The organism is Candidatus Enterococcus huntleyi (genome assembly GCF_009933175.1).
Taxonomy (GTDB): domain Bacteria; phylum Bacillota; class Bacilli; order Lactobacillales; family Enterococcaceae; genus Enterococcus_K; species Enterococcus_K huntleyi.
This window is the reverse complement of sequence record NZ_MAEJ01000004.1, coordinates 36,613-55,373: the sequence shown is the minus strand read 5'-3', so window position 1 is coordinate 55,373 and position 18,761 is coordinate 36,613. Positions and strand designations below refer to the sequence as shown.

Genomic DNA, 18,761 nt, shown 5'->3' with positions numbered 1-18,761 from the left:
ATGATTCGATTAATTAAAGCAGATTTTTATAGAGTACTACATACAAAAGGATTTATCGTGACAGGCATCGTGATGATTGCTTTCGCCATCGTCAATGTCTTAACAGGAAACTCAGTCGGCATGGGTGTGGACCTGGATACAACAATGCCATCAGGGATTGATCTGAAAACATCGATCGATGCAGCCGTTTTTTCTAGTAGCATATTGGTCTATTTATTAATCGGGGTCTTTGTGATCGTGTTCGGCTATGAATTTTCACAAAAAACATACAAGAATTCATTGACTGCAGGCGTTAGCCGTTTACAATTTGTCGTAGCAAAATACATCAGCCAAGTCTTTTATCTAACATTTTTCATCGTGCTACACTTTGCAGCAGTCATGTTGACAGCGTACCTAAAATTCGGCAGTACACAAGCAGATTTCTTCTCATTTGTGTTGCAAACTTTCCTATTAGCGGTTGCGATTAGTTTATTAATCAGTGTCGTATTTAGCTTGGCAAGTCTGTTATTAGTCGGGTTAGGCAGCATGGTGGGTGCCGCAATCTTGATCGTGGTTTACCCAATCGTTGTTCAAATTATTTACACAATTACAGAATGGGAACAACTGAAATATTTTGATTTCTTAGGCTTTATTCAAGTCTTAGGTGTCGGTCAATTGAAATTTGATGAGATTTTACCTTATGTGATTGTTAGTGCTGTGGTAACATTACTTTCATTAGTAGCCAGCACTTTGTTAATCCGTAACAAGGAATTATAAAATTAGACAGTTAAAGACAAGTATTCGAGAGGAAACTCTGGGTACTTGTCTTTTTATTATAGATGCTCAACTTGTGAAAAAGCCTGCGCTTATGACAGGTATACTTTGGTAATTATTCTAATTTGACTAGAGATTATGGTAGTTTTAAGCAGATATATGAGGGCGCTATCATAAAAGGAAAGTTTTATAAGACATTCGCTATTTATATAGGTGTAAGTGTGTTACAGTCAGTGAGGAGAAAAGAACTTGCTGTCATGCAAGTGTAGTATTGCCATAGGTCGTGGTGAATCACTTTCAACCTTCTAATCAATATATAAACGTTGGTTTGAAAGGAGAATTGCCAATGAATCACGGTGGAATGAGGAAGGTAATTTTTTGAATGATAATGTTTGCTAACATTATCGCGATCTTAACGATAGTTGATCTATCGTTAGCGATTGCTAAAAAAATAAAAAGCTTAAAGGAGTAATCCTTTAAGCCCAACCAAATCCACTGCCGAAGCAATTTTGTAAGAGGTGTTAGCGCACCTTTTACCTACACGTGCATTATAGCAAGGTTTTTCTAGTTAGTCAAAAAAACATTGTGTGGTAGTAACTAAACCACTGTACATAAGGATAAACAGATACTGATTTTTTATAAAATAGAATAGAAAAATCAAAAGCTAGTTAGTTTTTGATAGATAGAATTCGTCACTACAGATAGATAGTAGAGAATAGAAGTTGCCGAGGGTATACTTTATCTAGGAAAAAATAAATCGCCAATTGAAGAAAAGAGGATTGGTAAAATGGATTTTGTAGAAATTGCTAGAAAAATATCAGAAGAAGCACATCAAGGGCAAGTTGATAAAGGTGGGCAACCGTATTATTTACATCCGAAAACAGTCGCTAGCTTCGTTAAAACTGATGAAGAGAAAGCTGTAGCTTATCTTCACGATGTTTTAGAGGATACTGCAACTGATGAGAATGATCTTAGGAATGTTGGCTTGCCCGAAACGGTAATCGAAGCTGTCAAAGTTTTGACACATCAGAAGAATGAACCGTATTTTGATTATCTAAAAAAGGTTAAAGAAAAGCAACTTGCGCGAGTCGTCAAGCTGGCTGATTTGAAGCATAACATGGACACTTCTAGAATGGCTGTGTTGACTGAGAAGGATGAGCAACGACTGGCTAAATATCGAAAAGCCCAAGCGTATTTATTGGCTTGATTAAATAACCCTTTTGTTTCCAGATAGATGCTACTGGGAGCAAAAGGGTTATTTCTTATTACCTAGGTAATTTACCTACCTAGATTTAAGCTATCTTTTCAGTTTTTTATTATGGCAGGGGAAGCTACACAATCAATGGGATAAAATCAAGAACCATAAGAAGTCAAAGAGGGCGGTGATGGCTCCTCCTGCTAGCGTAAATAATAAAACGAGTTTCACTTTAGCTTGGATGTCTCTTTTGCGATTACGCTGTTTTCGAATAGAGTCTAGGTCTTTACCTTCTGTAAAGGCCACGATTTCAGCATAAGTTTTAATATTTTTTTCTTTCTTTATTTTTTCAATCTTGAGTGCTGCTACCATAGAAATACCACATGGGATAAATGCGATAAAAAGCCCCAGCCAGCTTAAATAATAAACACAAGGAACCACAGCTACTGCAGTCATTATAAGAAATAAAAGCATAACCACACTCAATTTGTTCATACGTTCAGCATCAATATTATTTTTCATTATCTCTACATCTCCTCTCACGAGCTCGTCTAAGGTGACATCGAAAAGGATACTTAGTGCAATCAAATTATGGATGTCTGGATAGGTATGATCGTTCTCCCACTTTGAAATCGTTTGTCGTGTCACATAAATTTTTCCAGCCAGTTCTTCTTGAGAATAACCATTCGTTTCACGATAAATTTTTAGTTGCTTGCTAAAGTTCACTTTGTCTGCCTCCTTGATTCTAGATTACGTGAAGAATCAAAATTTGTCTGTCTGTTGCTGTGTACATGTAGGGAATTAACGATATTTATGGATGCTTACATAGGTAGGAGAGGTGAAATGATTATTTTTTTGATTGTTACTAGGTAATGGCGGGTAATTACCTAGCTTGGTTACCTAGTAGCTAAATGATACCTACTTTTTGGGGTAATGTTTCATTAGTTGTTTCTATTTGTATGGTCAGTATTAATCTTCGCACTAATTATATCATTTCCCGTGAGTTCAATGAACAGATCGTTTCTGCCTACCAAAATAGAGTATAATTGGGTAATCGCTTTGAAGCTGAGGCCTTAAGCTATTATGGAATGAATAAAATTAGATAGAAATTAAGTCGTATGGACGTTGGGATGTGAGAACATGAAATATTTTATTGCAGATACCCATTTTTACCATGAAGCAGTGATTGAGTTTAGCAATCGACCCTTTGAGAATGTGGAAGAGATGAATCGAGCATTGATTAATAATTGGAATAGTGTCGTGAAGTCACCAAAGGATGAAGTCTATATTTTAGGTGATTTTGTCTATAAGGGAACCGGTGCCCAAGCGAATCAGATTTTGAAAAAGTTGCGTGGGAAAAAATATCTAGTCAAAGGGAATCATGAGAAGTACTTGAATGATCCAGATTTTGATCTTTCTCTGTTTGAGTGGGTGAAGGATTACTATTCATTTAAGGAAAATAAAGTGAGATTCGTGTTGTTTCACTATCCTATTTTGGAGTGGGATGGCTATTATAAACAGTCTATTCATCTATATGGGCACGTGCATAATTCGAAGCCGGATTATTTCGCACAATATTTAGGAGCTAATGCTGTCAATGTTGGAGTAGATATGATTCATTTTGCACCAATTAGCATGGTAGAAGTGTTGGCATTGGTGGATGAAAGAGAGCAATCGCTATAGATTAGCTGGATTGATGCCAAACCTGCTAGCTTGGAGGCATGGTAGATAACTATAAGTAAGGAATTCAGATGAACTAAAGGAATCACCGTAGTAGTTTGTGCGTATCCCAGTGTTTGCCTACCAACAAACAGGCGATGCCCATGTCTTCGATAAGCAACAAGAAAATTGTTTACAGAGGTGCTGGAAGAATTTTACTTATTGAGAGACGACATGATGAATTATGTGGCGGCTAGAGGATTAGTTGCTAGTAAGAATAGCGTAATCAATGAGATGTGGTGGCAATCATGCATAGAAGGATGTTCTTGGAATATTCCATTGAAAGAAATTTTGCGGATGACCGAGATCCGACCTTTTACTAGTGATAGAGTGCTAATTGTTGAAAACTCTGGCGTCTTTTCTATCCAGGGGGACTTATTACTTGAAGTGCCGATTCTCTGCTCCAGCGGCCAGTTTATCTACGCAGTCTGGCGAATGCTACGTAAATTAGTTGAAAGTCAGACGCAATTGTATTACGTGGGGGATATGGATCCAGAGGGCTTGTTTATGGTACAAAGATTAATAGACGCGTTCCCTGAACATTTACAAACCATTGCGATGAATCTGGCAACCTATCAAAAAATAGCGACAAAAAGTGAACTCAGTGCAGCTCGGATTAAGCAACTGCAACGAATTCAAGATCCAAGGCTTGCTCCGGTAGCAGAAAAGATTAAAGTTACCCACCAAATAGCCTTGCAAGAAGGATTTTTGACTGAATTGATGGATGAAATTGAGTGGGAGTTCGCGGAATGATTGGGAATTCTTGCCTCGTTTAATTCGGTAGATGAGCTTTGGGAGGAACTAAATGAGAATTGACCGAGCGCTCAAATTTAAGTGAGATTTTAAAATTTATAAAAAGAAAAACTTTGATATGAGAAAGTTGAAGATGGCAATTACATGTATCGTAGAGAATGATACTGATATCCTAAAAACAAAATATAAAGATAATAATTTGTTTGGAGATTGGAAAAGCTATAGAGAACTACACATAGAAGCTGATTGGTTACTTATCTATAAAATACAACATCAAGAGTTAGTATTAGTGTTGGTTAGAACAGGTAAGCACAATCAGCTTCTTTAATCTGTAGTTGTCATGTCCGCTATTAATTTCTCGGAAACGAAGGACACATACTTTTCCATTCCTTCTTCATTGGGGTGGGCACGATCTTCGCGGAACCATTCTTCATGGGCATTACTATAACTGTACCAATCTATTACGACTAGATTATCGTATTTATCTTTGGCCGCTTCTAGCATAACATTCACTTCATTTTGCCAACGTTTAGTGGGAATGCGCGCATTGACCCAGTACACCTGACGTTCACCAAATTTTTTCATAACATTGTCTAGCTGCTCTTCTGTAAATGAACCATTTGTGCCTAAAATAACTAAAACAGTCTCTTCCAATAAGTCTTGGTCAATCAGAGATTGAATCATTGGTGGGCTCGCATAGACTTGTCGACCAATCTCGCCATCTACAACAATATTCGGGAAAACCTCCTGGAAATCAGCTGTCGCGCCAATCGCTAGTGAATCGCCAAAGAGCGTGATAGGTAGATTTTTTGCCTGCTCAGGGGTTATTTTTTCTGTCTTTGTTGCGGCTTGCGCGATAACTTCCTCTTGATTGTCTGTTTTCGTTTTGTCCGCGACTTTCTTATTCTCAGAAATTTGCTGTTGAAGCGCCAATTGATCTGCAGTCAGTGTCCGTTTGGGTGCGGTCACCCAGCCGAAAGCGGCCGCTAATAGCACTAAGCTTGAAAGGGAAAAGAGTATTCTCTTTCTTGAAAACAGTGGTGCGCGCAGTAACCGTCTTAATTTTGTCCCTAAATGGGCATACTCAAATTTACTAAAGGGCTGCTCGATAAAGCGGTAGGATAATTCACTCATCACGAGGATCACGCCCAGTTCAATAACGGCATGCAGCCACACATGTTCGCCTAAATTAGTGATCTTTGCTTCATAAAAAATCATTACCGGAAATTGATATAAATAAATGGCGTAGCTCCGTTTGCCTATCCAAGTGAAGACTGGATTGGTCAGCCACTTATTCAGGCTAGCTCCTGGATGTGCGGTTACGGCAACTAAAATGACTGAAAGTAAGCTGATTAGAAACATACCTCCATAATATACAAACGGTTTATTTGCATCCAGGAATAGAAACGCCAATGCCAACAGTAAAAATGACGCGCTGCCTAGACCATTCATTAGGCGTTTTGCCTGTCGTGGAATTTCCTGTTTTAATCGAGTGCTTGGCCAAACAAGTGCTAATGCATTACCTAGCCCAATCGAGAAAAAGCGTGTATCTGTTCCGTAATAGGCCCTGGTCGGATCAATTGTTGGCGAGTAGAACATGGCCATAGAGATGGCTGAGAGTACGGAAAGGGCTAGAATAGTATAGAAAATCCAGCCTCGTCTCTGAATATATTTCATTAATAGATAAAAGAGAATGGGCCAAATCAGGTAATTCTGTCCTTCAACCGCTAGGGACCAAATATGCGTAAACGGCGATTCATTGGTAAAGCGGTCAAAATAAGAGAGCCCGTGATTGATTTGCCACCAATTATTTAAATAAACGAGTGCGCTAAAAACTGTTTCTCGCAAATTTACTAATAAATTCCGTTGAAATAGCGTGATGTAGGCCGAGCTTGAGATTAATAGAAAGAGTAGGCTTGGGTGCAGACGTTTTAGGCGCCGCACATAAAACTGGCCGATAGCAATACGTTGATTCTGAGTCCATTCTTGACACAATAAGTCAGTAATTAAATAACCTGACACGGTTAAGAAAATGGGCACACCTAGATAGCCACCCTTCATTGTCGAAGGAAGCAGGTGATAGAAAATTACGCCAATCACCGCTAGTGAACGAATCCCATCGAAGCCGGTGATGTAGCGACTGCTGTGTATTCTTTTTTGTTTTTCCATGTGTAATTTCCAACTTTATCATTTATTCATTGTTATTTTTATGTACCTAAACTAACGGTTCAACTAGACAGTTCGCACGGTTAGTTATTTTTTGAAAAATAGTTTTTGTGCCCGATTCATATGGGGACTCAACTGGTCAATTACTAGAGGAAGTTTATATTCCTCAAAGCCTCTTAAACAATCAACTGCTTGGCCATCGAGCCATCTGCGGCGTTGCTGTTTAGAAGTATTTGAGACTTCAATTATATCTGTAGCAGAGACTTCATAAATAGCAATAACTACTTGCTTTTTCTCGTGATAATAGACAGCCACCAAAGTTTCGATTCCTTCCGCATTTTCCTTATTAATTGGCCAATCGCCTAGCACTCTTATCTTTAAATCTGCTTGCTCATGAGCAGTTAGAGGGACGTTATTTATAACCTTTTCTATAATTCGTTTAATACTCGCTTGGGCCTTCACTAGCTCTTTGTATTTATTAGGTTCACTTTTCTGTAATTCTCGAGCTTTTTTATTCAAATAGGGCTTTATAGGCACCGCCCAAATAGAGGATTTTAGTTGTTGCTCTTCAAGAAGTGCTCTATCTAATAACAAACTTTTCATATTTTCACTTTTCGACTCGGTGTTCTTCATAGTTATTTGACTCCATTCTTTCAGTTATTTATCAGACGTTTGACGATTTTTGCTTCGTTTAATGTTCCTATTTCGTATTAGTTCTATTGTACAAAATGACGTATGCATATTATGAATAGTTGGATTATCGGATAAAAAAAGAAGATAGTTTTTCAACTATCCTCTGGAGTCGTTACTTCATAGCCGTAATAACTTAAGGCGCCAATCATATCTTGGATAATGTACTCCTTGATGTGATTTGGCGAGAGTACTTTTACCATGTCGCCTTGGCTAAGTAGCCACATCTTCACGCCATAGCCATCATTCGCTTCAACCTCGATACGAAAACTACCGTCCTGATTTTCTTTAATAATTTTAGAATTAGGGAAACGATCTAACACATAGACTGGATCAAAATAAAAATCAAGCACCATGGTAATGGGATTGCCTAGAAAGGGGAGATGAGCTGTTTGATTTCTCAACGCACCACTTTCAAAGCGGTCGCGATAATTCATTTTATTTTTGGCTGAAACAATTCTTGGATTGACCATATTATTGATACGGAATTTATTTAATGCTGAAAAATCTGCATCATCTTGAGCCGTGTGTGAAGCGGACAACATAAAGAAATATAAATCAGAGAAGTGCACCGCATTGGGTACCCGTTGAAATGTCCGGGTTTCACCACATTTCGTATACTCAAATTCGACCATTTTATTTTCTGAGATTGCGTCATAAATAAAATTGATTCGATCAAGCAGAGTAACTTCTGAAACTCCGTGATAATACAGTTCCTCATTGGCAATAAACTGGCGCACACGTCGTTTATGCTTGGACATATCATGAAATTTATCGATGAAATTCGTCATTTCTTCTGAGTTAAAAGCGCGACTGGCAAATAATATTTTTAAAGTGGCAAGCAATTCGTCATCGGTTAAAAAATTCTTTTTGACGTAATCTGGTAGATGATAAGTGCCTTTCCCCTCGCGCGTAAGGGTGCCAAGACTAGGGGCATTGACGGGGCTACGCAAGTTTTCATCAAGGACATCTTCAATAATCATCATGTCCCGCTGAATGGTACTCCCTTGTTTCTGATAAGTGTCGATTAGCTCTTTTTTTGTCAAAGTTGCGCCACTCAGTAATTGAATAAAAATCTTAAGAATTCTCTTTTGACCATTCATAAGCCTCCTCCTTTGTGAGAGAAAATGAACGAAGCAATCGTTTTATCTGAGGCAAATTACTCAACCAAACAACCAATAGGCACGAGATGATTTTATCCAAAATACCGTCAGTTACAGCGCCAAAGTAAGCGGCAGTAATCGCTTTTCGACCGGTCGCTTGGATAGAAAAAACGAGGACATCTGAGACAGATTTATGTAAGCCACCGAAGCCGCCATACAAAATCACCCGAATCGGAGCACTCACCAGAGAACCGATCACGACCAGTAAAATTCCTGTTACAATCGCTGTTCCATAAGTGAATTTCTTCCGCGTGCAGAGAGTGGTGACAATGGCGATAGTCAGGCTAACTAAACCAAATGGCAGAGCCAACGGACCATGAATAAGTGCTAACAATAAATTGGTGCATAGACCAGTGATGACGCCATATCTCATCTTAAAATTTGCTGCAATAAAGATTGTCCCCAGCGAATCTAAAAATAGAAAAGGGATATGAGTGAGCGTAATAATCGATCCGAGTATGACGTTGATACAGACCGCCATCGCGCATAAGGTAAAAATTCTGAGCGAGTTTTGTTGCATTAAAAAACCTCCTTTTTTATAACTACAGTTCTATTATACAGGACAACCTATGCATATTATGACCACTTTGTTTTATTAGTAGAAAATTTATGAGAATATCGGCATGTTTTTGTGTGAAGTAAAGAGGAGAAGACATATATGGATTATAAAAAAGTGTATCAAAGGAGCTGTGAATATGAAAAGTTGAGGATCTGAAGCTCTGAAAATTAAGTATACTGAAAGAATCCAAAATTGGCAGTATCCCATGATTTCTACAGAAATTTATCAAAAAAAAACGGAAATTGGTACTTTTTCAGATAAGTTTTTCCAAGAGAGGGACAAACTACGGAAAAATTCATTTTTGGACAGGCTTTTCTGATTGAACTCGATAGAATTTAGGATTATTTGTTTTAAAGTAGATTAAAAATTGTAATTAAAGTTTAATAAGCGTACACTTTGTATCAGAAAGGGTGGTTAGCATGTTTACAGAATTGGTTTTAGAGAATTTCAAATCTTTTAATCGAATCTTTTTTGATATGACAGAATCATTGAATAGCCCTAAGAAGCTTATCGCAATCTATGGTGAAAATGGTTCAGGGAAATCTAGCCTCATCGAAGCATTTGGAATATTAAGATTATCAATGGATACAGTCGAACGTAGTAATACAGTAAATAAATTCAATGCACTGGCGGAAAAAAAAGAGTTGTCTTTGATCGATGAGCAGGGTGGACTGTCTGACTTTATTCAAGCCACTCAATTTTCAAATATAAAAAAAATAATAGATAAAACAAAAACGATCGGCATAAAAAGCAATATGCAATTAGAATATTCTTTTTTGTTACAGGGAAATCGAAAAGGGAAATATATAGTAACTTTTGATCAGGATAATACATTAGTTAAAGAGCAGCTTGATTACACAATAAACGAAAGGATTGGTAACGTTTACACGATTGAGAAAAATAAAGCAAATGAAGTTGCGTCTTATTTGAATAAAAGCATATTTTTAACGGTAGATGTGAGAAGAGAATTGGATAATAGGCTACAGAAGCTTTGGGGGAAACATTCGTTTATGTCCATATTTAAGGCGATGGAAGAGGAATTTAATGAATCGTATATTGACAAAAATATTAAGGATCGATTGAAAGAAGTCATCACTTTCTTTTCAAGTATTTCGGTTTCTACAGAATCATATACAACCATTTCACAAGAAGCTTCTATATTATCTGAGTCTTCAAAAGGGAGTGTAAAGTCCTCAGACGAGGAAAAAATTGATAAAACCGAGAAAATTTTATATAACTATTTTTCTAGTTTGTATGTAGACATTAAAGATGTGTTTTATAAAAAAAATACGACAAACAATGAAATTGACTATCAATTGTATTTGAAGAAAAGTATCTATGGGAAACTTGTGGATATACCGGTTAATTTAGAGTCTAGAGGGACAAAGAAACTTTTGGAAATACTTCCATTCTTTTTGAATGTTGTTGATGGAGGGGTGTGTTTCATAGATGAAATTGATAACGGCATACACGATATATTGATGAATCATTTGTTAGATAGCCTTTCGGATGATATTAATGGGCAATTAGTATTTACGACACATGATACCCTTCTATTGAAAGAGTTGCCAAAGCAATCAGTCTACTTTATAACAATTGACTATGAAGGGAATAAAAAAATAAAAAGCCTACGAGATTATGACAATCGAACAGTAGCCCAAAATAATAATTTCCAGAATCAGTATTTAAAAGGTGTTTTTGAAGGGATTCCGCTACCTCGCGATATTGATTTTGAAGAAATCAATCAAATTATTCAGTGGAGAGTTCATGAGTAATAATACAAAAGCAATTATTATTGTTCATGGGAAAAGTGAGTTGACCATCGCTCAATTTATTAAGTCAAATCTGCGTTTACCAATAGAATTAATTGCTAGAAATAAAGGGAGAGTTAGTATACAGATTGGGTCATTGGATCATCTATTGACAGATTTCAGATTTAAAAATATAAAGAATTTTAGAAATAGCTTTTCTTCTGTCGAGAGTAATAAAAAAGAAATAATAAATTGTAAAATTTTCATGATAATGGATTTGGATGATGCTGATACGAGTGCGCAAGAGTCTTATAAAAATAAAATTATGTTTAATAAGTATTGGTTTAAAGATCAGATAGTCCCTATTTATAATAATAGAAACTTAGAAGAAGTCTTGAAATATATGGGCTATCCTTACGCAAAAACTAAATCAAAAAAAGGAGAATATGTAACGGTATTCCCTGTAGCAGATGCTCGTGGCGCTGATAGAAAACAGATAGAGGAATTTTGCGAAGCCTGTAAAAAATGCAAAAATACGAATATGGAGATACTATTAGAATATTGCCTACAGCAAACAATCAAATATATATAGGTAAAGAGCGGACCTTTTGGATGAGGGCCGCTCTTTAATGTTGCGCCTGAAAAAACCTATTCTCCCCCTTATTTTCCTTCTTCTCTCTCCACACCCACGTACAGCCGCGTAATCAATCCATAAAATAAATGAATTTCCTCATCTGTATAATCTGCAAAAATGTCGCTTAAAATAGTTGTGTGATCGGCGTATACTTTTTCAAAGTAAGATTCTGCATAATCTGTCAGGGTTAGCTGCACGCGATTGTTTTTTCCAGTGGCTGATTCAATCTTTATGAAGCCATTTTTTTCGAGTAGAACGGCTAATTTTTTGATATTTTGCCTCGAGCTGCCCAATAGTTTGCCCAACTCTGTATAGGAAGATCCTTTGGAGTGGCGCAACATGGTTAATAGCATGAATTGCTTCATCGTTATTTTCGTATCGGTTTTATCAAATAGTGTTTGAAGCCTATTTTGCAAAATGGAAATGCTCGAAAAAATCCCTCTAATTTCATCCGTCCGTTCGCCTTCATATTCATTAATTAATTTTTTTAATACCATTTTTACTCCCCCTCCTGCTAAACATTATGTAGTTCTTTACATTATAGTAACTAGTTGCTATAATGTAAACAGTAACTAGTTACCATTATCGAAAAAGGAGAATATTTTATTGCTTACCACACGAACTTACAAACTCATGATAGGCGCTATTATTGTCTTGACTATCCTAGCGACAACGATCGGTTTATTCACCAATGCAACATTTGAAAATCTGACGACAACTTCCGTAAATGGAGACTTGATCAACTTCTATGGCAAAGGAATTTATCACAATGATTCTGTCACAATTGCTTCGCAAGCGAAAGCCCAAGATTTATTGACACTTATTCTAGGTGTGCCGCTGCTCGGTTTATCGATGGTTTACGCTAGTAAAAATTCACTCAGAGGAAAATTATTTCTGCTAGGAACATTAGGCTACTTCCTTTATTCCTATACATCGTATGTCTTTTTGGCCCAATACAATCAACTATTTATTGTGTATATCGCGCTAACTAGCCTCACTTTTTTCGCGTTCATAATGTGCTTCCAGTCATTCGATGTGGCACAAGTCAAAGCAGCATTCTCGGGCACATTTCCAAGACGAAGAGTCGCAATCTCTTTATTAGTTTTTGCATTTATGATGTCATTTCGAGCATTAGCCATGATTTTACCCAGCGTATTTGCAAACATCATTCCAGCCGAGTTGGAACACTACACAAGTCTCGTCATACAAGCGCTGGATCTGACCGTTTTATTACCGACAACCGTAATAGCCGGAATTTTACTATTAAAAAACCACCCACTCGGCTACTTTTTAACAACCATCGTCGTAGTCAAAATGTCCACCTTAGGCCTAGCCGTGCTCACCATGCTAGCCTTCATGGCCGCAGCCGGACTCCCAGTTATTCTAAGTGAAGTCATACTCTTCACCGTCGTGTCGATATTTCTGCTGCTTCTGTTGTATACAACATTCAAGCACATTAAGAAGGGGAAATAAGGACAGTAAAAGTTGATAGAAAAATAAAAAACTTCGCCATCCCTTGGTATAAAAAGGGAGAGAAGTTTTTTTGTTTGTACAGAGGACAGTGAATTCTGACAGTCAATGAGGACTGAAAAATCTATAATCCCAACTAAAAGTAAACGTCAATTTTTCACTATGAATGGGCACCTCTGCTCCTATATAATAAAGAGAGAGTCACTGAAGGGGAGATTTTATGAAGTATTCAATTGGCGAATTTTCGAAGGTCATTGATTTATCAATCGATACGTTGCGCTATTATGAAAAAGAAGGTCTAATCAAGCCTGAAAGAAATTCGACTAATCAACGTGTATATAGTGAAGCGGATATTGCATGGATGGAATTTATCAAAAAACTGAAGTTAACGGGCATGCCATTAAAGAATATCAAGCGCTATTCAGAGCTGCGCTACCAAGGAAATGAAACAGTCGAAGAACGCTTAGATTTGCTGTATGAACAGAGTGGAGCATTAGATCAGAAAAAGGCAGAAATCGAGGATCATCTCTCATTTTTAGCGGATAAAATCGAAATTTATAAAGAGATGCTAAAAAATAAATAACTCATGATTATTTTCCTACTTGACATGGAGTAAACTCCAGCACCTATCCTTGTGATACAGACAAGGAGGAATAACAAGATGAGAAACGACAGATTGAGCAATGGTGAGATGAATAATGATAAGGTCAGAAATAACAAATCGAACGATGACAATGCGAGCAATAACAAGCTAAGCAGTGAGGTGCCAGGGAAATATACGGTTATCACTGGTGCAAGCTCTGGGATTGGCTATGCGGCGGCGAAAGAATTTGCCAAAAGAGGAAAGAATTTACTGTTGATTGCTCGAAGAATCGAAAAACTCAATGCGTTAAAGAGTGAATTAGCCAATGAATATCCAGGCGTTGAAGTTATTCTGGTTCAGTTTGATTTGACGGAAACAGACAAATTGGAAGAGCTATTTTTAAGTTTATCTGACTATGAAATTGAAACCTGGATTAATAATGCAGGTGTTGGATTGTATAGCTTGATTGAGAATCAAACAATCGAGAAAACAGTTAACTTAATTAAGCTGAATATTGAGGCGTTGACCCTATTTTCGATACTATTTGTGAAAAAATATAATGGCGTAGCAGGGACGCAGCTAATCAATGTATCTTCGGCAGGTGGCTACACGATGGTCCCAACGGCTGTGACTTATTGCGCGTCCAAATTTTATGTTAGTTCATTTACTGAATCATTGGCGCTTGAGCTGAGGGCGTCGAATTCACCGTTACAAGTCAAAGTGCTGGCGCCAGCTGCCACTCAAACTGAGTTTGGCAAACGCGCGAATGACGTTGAGGAATATAATTACGATAAAGCTTTCGGGACGTACCATTCGAGTCAACAAGTGGCTGAGTTTTTACTTGAACTCTATGACAGCAAGCAAATAGTCGGCCTTGTAGATCGAACAAGCTTTGAGCTGCAGCTTAGTGAGGCGCTCTTTCCCTATGCAGGAAGCGGTGCTAGGAATCAAAAAATTTAATGAAGCTGCGATTGTTCAATGATTGTAGAACCTGTCAGTATCGATTTGTTGCTGAGAAAATGATATACTTGCTTGAGATTCTTACTAAACGTAGTTTGAAGAAATTTCATGGAAAAGGTGGGCAACTTTATGTCTGAGAAGCAGCAAGTAAAAGTTGATGACAAACGGGGGCGTCCCAAAGACTTGTCACTCAACACGGTGATATTGGCGACCACAATCAATTTAATAGCGGAGAATGGCTATGACGCACTGACTGTAGATGCAGTGGCCAAAGAGGCTAAAGTTGGGAAAGGGACCATTTATCGACGTTGGTCTACCAAAAAGGAATTGATTATCGACGCAGTTATTTTGATGTGTCCATTTGAGACGACGAAAGAGACGTTAGATAAAAATAAATCGATTCGCGAGCAGTTTATTGATTTATTAAACTTGCTGTGTGTTGAAGAAAATAAAAATTATCATGTGGCGATGGAGGCAGTGAGTAAGGCAGTCGCCCGGGATGAGCAGGCCAAAATTCAACAGGCATTTAATCAGCGCTACGGTAAAGTGGTGGAAACAATCCTTGCGCCTTTTATACAAGACCATTCGCTGACTGAAAATGAAGTCCAGTTAATCGCAGACATTGGTCCGGGATTAATTACGTATAAAAATCAATTTGATCAAACGGTCGATATTCATCAGTACATTGAGGATGTGGTAGACAAATTAATCTTGCCACTTTTACCAGAGAAAGCTGATTAATGCGAGTATCTGAAAAATAAATAATTTAAAAACGCCAATATGGAACTGTTGCGTACCGTATTGGCGTATGCTATACTCTTTTTACGGAACTACGAAGTTCTATAATTAGAAAGCGGAGATGATTATCACATGAAAAATAGAGTTACAGAGATTTTAAATACAAACTATCCTTTAATCCAAGGACCAATGTCCTGGAATACTGATGCCACATTAGTTGCAGCTGTAGCGAACGCAGGTGGCTTAGGCGTCTTGGGCCCGAATGCTGGGCAGACTGTCTTGACGAGTGATCCGACAGAAACCGCTGAGAGAATGCGCAATGAAATCAGAGAAACAAAGGCGTTAACAAAGCACTCATTTGGCTTAAACATTATATCGGGTGGGGAAGAAAATGATAAAGATAATCCATTTTTTGAAGGAATCCTGAACGTTGCGTTCGAGGAAAAGGTCAACTATTTTGTCGTCATAGGTGAAATCAATAAAGCCTTGTTTGCTGACATAAAAAATGCGGGTGGCGTGATTATCTATAGACCGTTGACGCCTACTAGACAAAAAATGCAGGAAGCAGAGCAGGCAGGTGCAGACCTATTAGTTGTTACCGGCCATGATGAAGGGGGGATTTTACCGGAGCAAGCTTTGGGGACATTTACAGCGATTCCTTCGATGGCTGATGCAGTCAATATCCCAGTCTTGGGAGCTGGCGGAATTAATGATGCGCGTGGGGTGAAAGCGGCCTTTGCGTTGGGTGCAGAAGGAGTTTTCATCGGCACCAGATTCCTAGCGACAAAAGAAGCACCTTCGTCAATCGAAACGAAAAAAGCAATCGTCAATTCTGGCTATGCTGACATGGCTTCAATCGGTGGTGTCGTGCGTTCAATCGTAACTGAAAAAGCCAAAGCGATGCTAGCAAAGGCGGAAAATAATGGAGATACCAGCTCAGATGCTGTCGGTGGCTTCAGAATCGGCATGCTCGAAGGCAATCTAGATGAAGGAATTATCTCAGTGAATACAGGAATTGATGTAATTAATGATATTCCATCGGTGAAAGAATTGGTGGAACGACTGTTTGAAGGGGTTGAGGGATAAAAGCTTCGAATGAGATTCGTTGACGGATGAATGAAGTATTGAAAAGAATAGATTGATTTATTGAAGTCTGTCCTAGTGGCAGGCTTTTTTGTGAAGCAGAAAACGCTGTCTGCTTGACTCGGTAGACAGCGTTCACATTAATGTAGTTCTTTCATGATAGAGGTAGTAGAAATTCTAGGATCGCATAACTGAGAAGTTTGAATGACATGATCCAAATTTTCATCATAGTGTTTCGCGAAAACACACGAATAAATGCAATCTAAAATAAATTGAATAGAGATATTAGGCGTCATATTGCCTATTTTAGAATAGAGTCTTTCCCTAGTTGTGATGTTAAGCACGCAATCAGCTGCTTGGGCTAGCGAGTTATCGCCAAGGCTGGTGATGGCAAGAATGGGTATATTTCTTTTTTTTAGTATAGGTAAGATATCAAGAACTCGTTCTGTTTCACCGCTATAGGAAATAACAATTGCAGTGGCTCCATCGCGACAATTAACCGCATCAAAAAGTTGTTCGCCATCAATTTGACTGACGGAAGTATAGCATCTAATTCGATTCATCTTGTGAGCAAAATCTTGCGTGATTAAAAGGTTAACATTATTCCCAAATATTTTTATTTCGGTACTGTTCAAAAGTAAATCCAGAGACTGCTGCATCGTATCATGGTCAAGTAGAGATAAAGAGTCTTGAATCGTTGATTGGTAGAGTGACGCAATCTTATTCGTGATGGTTGTAACCCCATCATTTTTGGTAAAAGGAGTATTGGGTTCTATATCAGAAAAATTGCTAGACAGGTATTGGAAATCTTTTAGAAGAGCTTCCTTTAGCGTACTCCAGCCATCAAAATTCATCTTTTTTGCAATTCTTATTAGGATAGCAGGACTAGAAAACGTATCGTCGCAAATTTCTCTGATGGTCATTTTTTTGATGGCTTCCTTCTTTTCTAAAATATAATTAATGACTGCTTTCTCGGTTGGTGAAAACTTTATTGTTTCCATTTTTTCAATAGTTAACATGTGTAACCACCTCTTTAATCACAGTATAGCATATCCTTTTTGTAAAAATTGTTTCAAAAAAAGAGAGAGAATACCAGATAAAATGTAAACGCTATAACTGTTGGTGCTGTAAGGATTGTAAGACAGTAGATGACGGGCAATAATAAGGATGTGGAGTCGATAAAATAAAAAGGAGATGATTGTTATGAATACTGTTTTTGAGAAGTTTTTATCTGTGCTAGAAAAAATTGCTAACACCAAAGCATTACTCGCGTTGAAGGATGGATTTGTTTTAACCATGCCAGTTACTTTAGTAGGATCTATATTTTTGCTAGTCGCTAATTTGCCAATTACTGGCTACTCAGATTTTATGGTTGCTCACCTTGGGGAGAATTGGAATGTGGGGTTGAACCAAGTATCTGGCGCAACGTTTGATTTATTAGCTATTATTTCTGTTGTGGGGATATCGTATTACTACGCAAAAGCTGAAAAAGTAGATGGTATTTCCTGTGCGATTATTTCGCTTGTTTCATTTTTCATAGTAACAGCATCAAGTGCGATTTCTGAGGGTGGTGAAGTAGTTAGCTCAGTAATTCCGAAGGTTTGGACGGGTGGTCAGGGTGTAATCACTTCAATAATTATTGGATTACTGACAGCTTGGACGTTTTGTTTCTTTGTTAAACGGAAAATCACAATTAAGATGCCTGCGGGTGTACCTGAAGGCGTGTCCAATGCGTTTATCGCTGTGATACCAGGATTTGTTATTGCGTTAGTATCCATGGGGTTATATTATGTGTTGCATAATTTTGATACTACGTTGACTGAATTTATATTCAAAGTGATGCAAGAACCAATGCAAAGCTTAACAGATACGTATGTGGGCGGCATTATTATGGTTGTCTTGTGTGCATTATTATTTTGGATGGGTTTACATGGACCAAATATTGTTATGGGACCTATCTTACCTATATTAACGGCCAACTCGATTGCTAATGGTGCGTTGGCTGAAAAAGGGCCGCTGACAGTAGCAGCAGGAGCCTACATTATGACGCCTCAGGTTTTAGATTATTTTGTAAAAATTGGTGGGACCGGTATTACTTTAGGATTATTAATCGCCGCTTTATTAAGAGCTAAGTCGAAACAAATGAAGGAAATATCGAAGCTATCTTTACTACCAGGTTTATTTAATATCAATGAACCCGTCATTTTCGGCTTACCGATTGTGTATAATCCGCTCATGTTGTTCCCGTTCATTATTGTACCAGTGATTACTTTTACCATAATATATTTAGCAATTGCTACTGGGTTTTTGGCACCATTTACGGCAGTCCAAGTTCCGTGGACCATGCCACCAATCTTATCTGGATTTATACTACAAGGGTTTAAAGGGGTATTTGTACAAGTCGTAATTATCGTAATGTCGACAATTGTTTATTACCCGTTTATGGCGATGCAAGACCGTAGATTATATGAACAAGAATTAGCAGCTAGTAAACCGAAAGAAGAATTTAAAACAAGTATAGTTGTTGAATAGAAAATGGAAGGA

General features: G+C 37.8%; 20 protein-coding genes. 13 read left to right on the top strand and 7 right to left on the bottom strand.

The features are described from left to right. Positions 1–756: an ABC transporter permease gene (locus BAU15_RS04045; RefSeq protein WP_161841488.1), complete on the top strand. Its 756-nt coding sequence runs from the start codon at positions 1–3 to the stop codon at positions 754–756. Between the two features lie 784 nt (positions 757–1,540). Beyond that, the gene (locus tag BAU15_RS04040) at positions 1,541–1,960 is read left to right on the top strand and encodes a GTP pyrophosphokinase (protein ID WP_161841487.1); all 420 of its coding nucleotides are present in this window, start codon (positions 1,541–1,543) and stop codon (positions 1,958–1,960) included. Positions 1,961–2,092: 132 nt separating this feature from the next. On the opposite strand, the gene BAU15_RS04035 is transcribed toward BAU15_RS04040, so the two are convergent. Beyond that, positions 2,093–2,674 carry a helix-turn-helix domain-containing protein gene (locus BAU15_RS04035; protein WP_161841486.1) on the bottom strand — a complete coding sequence of 194 codons (582 nt, stop codon included), beginning with the start codon at positions 2,672–2,674 and terminating at the stop codon, positions 2,093–2,095. Between the two features lie 414 nt (positions 2,675–3,088). Here BAU15_RS04035 and BAU15_RS04030 point away from each other — a divergent pair, with 414 nt between their 5' ends. From BAU15_RS04030 to BAU15_RS04020, 3 genes are all read left to right on the top strand, one after another. Continuing rightward, positions 3,089–3,631 carry a metallophosphoesterase gene (locus tag BAU15_RS04030; RefSeq protein WP_161841485.1) on the top strand — a complete coding sequence of 181 codons (543 nt, stop codon included), beginning with the start codon at positions 3,089–3,091 and terminating at the stop codon, positions 3,629–3,631. Positions 3,632–3,841: 210 nt separating this feature from the next. Next, complete coding sequence (locus tag BAU15_RS04025) at positions 3,842–4,420, top strand: DUF2399 domain-containing protein (RefSeq protein WP_161841484.1); 579 nt, start codon at positions 3,842–3,844, stop codon at positions 4,418–4,420. Between the two features lie 94 nt (positions 4,421–4,514). After that, entirely contained in the window at positions 4,515–4,748 is a 234-nt protein-coding gene (locus BAU15_RS04020) for a type II toxin-antitoxin system YafQ family toxin (RefSeq protein ID WP_272927911.1), read from the top strand. Here the strand turns inward: BAU15_RS04020 and BAU15_RS04015 are convergent. The 4 genes from BAU15_RS04015 to BAU15_RS04000 form a co-directional block, all read right to left on the bottom strand. Continuing rightward, a complete protein-coding gene (locus tag BAU15_RS04015) occupies positions 4,745–6,589 on the bottom strand; it encodes an acyltransferase family protein (protein ID WP_161841483.1) in 1,845 nt (614 codons plus the stop codon). The genes BAU15_RS04020 and BAU15_RS04015 overlap by 4 nt on opposite strands. A gap of 84 nt (positions 6,590–6,673) precedes the next feature. Continuing rightward, the gene (locus BAU15_RS04010) at positions 6,674–7,219 is read right to left on the bottom strand and encodes a hypothetical protein (RefSeq protein ID WP_161841482.1); all 546 of its coding nucleotides are present in this window, start codon (positions 7,217–7,219) and stop codon (positions 6,674–6,676) included. Between the two features lie 152 nt (positions 7,220–7,371). Then, positions 7,372–8,379 carry a helix-turn-helix transcriptional regulator gene (locus tag BAU15_RS04005; RefSeq protein ID WP_161841481.1) on the bottom strand — a complete coding sequence of 336 codons (1,008 nt, stop codon included), beginning with the start codon at positions 8,377–8,379 and terminating at the stop codon, positions 7,372–7,374. Then, entirely contained in the window at positions 8,354–8,959 is a 606-nt protein-coding gene (locus BAU15_RS04000; protein WP_161841480.1) for a hypothetical protein, read from the bottom strand. Before BAU15_RS04000 ends, BAU15_RS04005 begins: the two co-directional genes overlap by 26 nt. A gap of 458 nt (positions 8,960–9,417) precedes the next feature. Here BAU15_RS04000 and BAU15_RS03995 point away from each other — a divergent pair, with 458 nt between their 5' ends. Continuing rightward, positions 9,418–10,773 carry an AAA family ATPase gene (locus BAU15_RS03995; RefSeq protein ID WP_161841479.1) on the top strand — a complete coding sequence of 452 codons (1,356 nt, stop codon included), beginning with the start codon at positions 9,418–9,420 and terminating at the stop codon, positions 10,771–10,773. Then, positions 10,766–11,341, top strand: a complete 576-nt coding sequence (locus BAU15_RS03990; RefSeq protein WP_202622710.1) for a hypothetical protein — start codon at positions 10,766–10,768, stop codon at positions 11,339–11,341. Before BAU15_RS03995 ends, BAU15_RS03990 begins: the two co-directional genes overlap by 8 nt. Positions 11,342–11,409: 68 nt before the next feature. On the opposite strand, the gene BAU15_RS03985 is transcribed toward BAU15_RS03990, so the two are convergent. Continuing rightward, on the bottom strand, positions 11,410–11,880 hold the full coding sequence (locus BAU15_RS03985) for a MarR family transcriptional regulator (RefSeq protein ID WP_161841478.1): 471 nt from the start codon (positions 11,878–11,880) through the stop codon (positions 11,410–11,412). 109 nt (positions 11,881–11,989) lie between these two features. Between BAU15_RS03985 and BAU15_RS03980 the strand changes: the two genes are divergently transcribed. The 5 genes from BAU15_RS03980 (at position 11,990) to BAU15_RS03960 (ending at position 16,220) form a co-directional block, all read left to right on the top strand. After that, positions 11,990–12,856, top strand: coding sequence for a hypothetical protein (locus BAU15_RS03980; RefSeq protein ID WP_161841477.1), 867 nt, complete (start codon positions 11,990–11,992; stop codon positions 12,854–12,856). Between the two features lie 217 nt (positions 12,857–13,073). Beyond that, positions 13,074–13,436 (top strand): MerR family transcriptional regulator, encoded by a 363-nt coding sequence (locus BAU15_RS03975; RefSeq protein ID WP_161841476.1) that lies wholly within the window; start codon positions 13,074–13,076, stop codon positions 13,434–13,436. 78 nt (positions 13,437–13,514) lie between these two features. Then, positions 13,515–14,396, top strand: coding sequence for an SDR family NAD(P)-dependent oxidoreductase (locus BAU15_RS03970; protein ID WP_237580128.1), 882 nt, complete (start codon positions 13,515–13,517; stop codon positions 14,394–14,396). A 108-nt stretch (positions 14,397–14,504) separates the two neighbouring features. Then, positions 14,505–15,137 (top strand): TetR/AcrR family transcriptional regulator, encoded by a 633-nt coding sequence (locus tag BAU15_RS03965; protein ID WP_161841475.1) that lies wholly within the window; start codon positions 14,505–14,507, stop codon positions 15,135–15,137. Between the two features lie 129 nt (positions 15,138–15,266). Next, positions 15,267–16,220: an NAD(P)H-dependent flavin oxidoreductase gene (locus tag BAU15_RS03960; protein WP_161841474.1), complete on the top strand. Its 954-nt coding sequence runs from the start codon at positions 15,267–15,269 to the stop codon at positions 16,218–16,220. A 137-nt stretch (positions 16,221–16,357) separates the two neighbouring features. Here BAU15_RS03960 and BAU15_RS03955 read toward each other — a convergent pair whose 3' ends face one another. Next, positions 16,358–17,236 carry a MurR/RpiR family transcriptional regulator gene (locus BAU15_RS03955; RefSeq protein ID WP_161841473.1) on the bottom strand — a complete coding sequence of 293 codons (879 nt, stop codon included), beginning with the start codon at positions 17,234–17,236 and terminating at the stop codon, positions 16,358–16,360. A 184-nt stretch (positions 17,237–17,420) separates the two neighbouring features. Between BAU15_RS03955 and BAU15_RS03950 the strand changes: the two genes are divergently transcribed. Beyond that, a complete protein-coding gene (locus BAU15_RS03950; RefSeq protein WP_161841472.1) occupies positions 17,421–18,749 on the top strand; it encodes a PTS sugar transporter subunit IIC in 1,329 nt (442 codons plus the stop codon). Positions 18,750–18,761 lie beyond the last annotated feature (12 nt).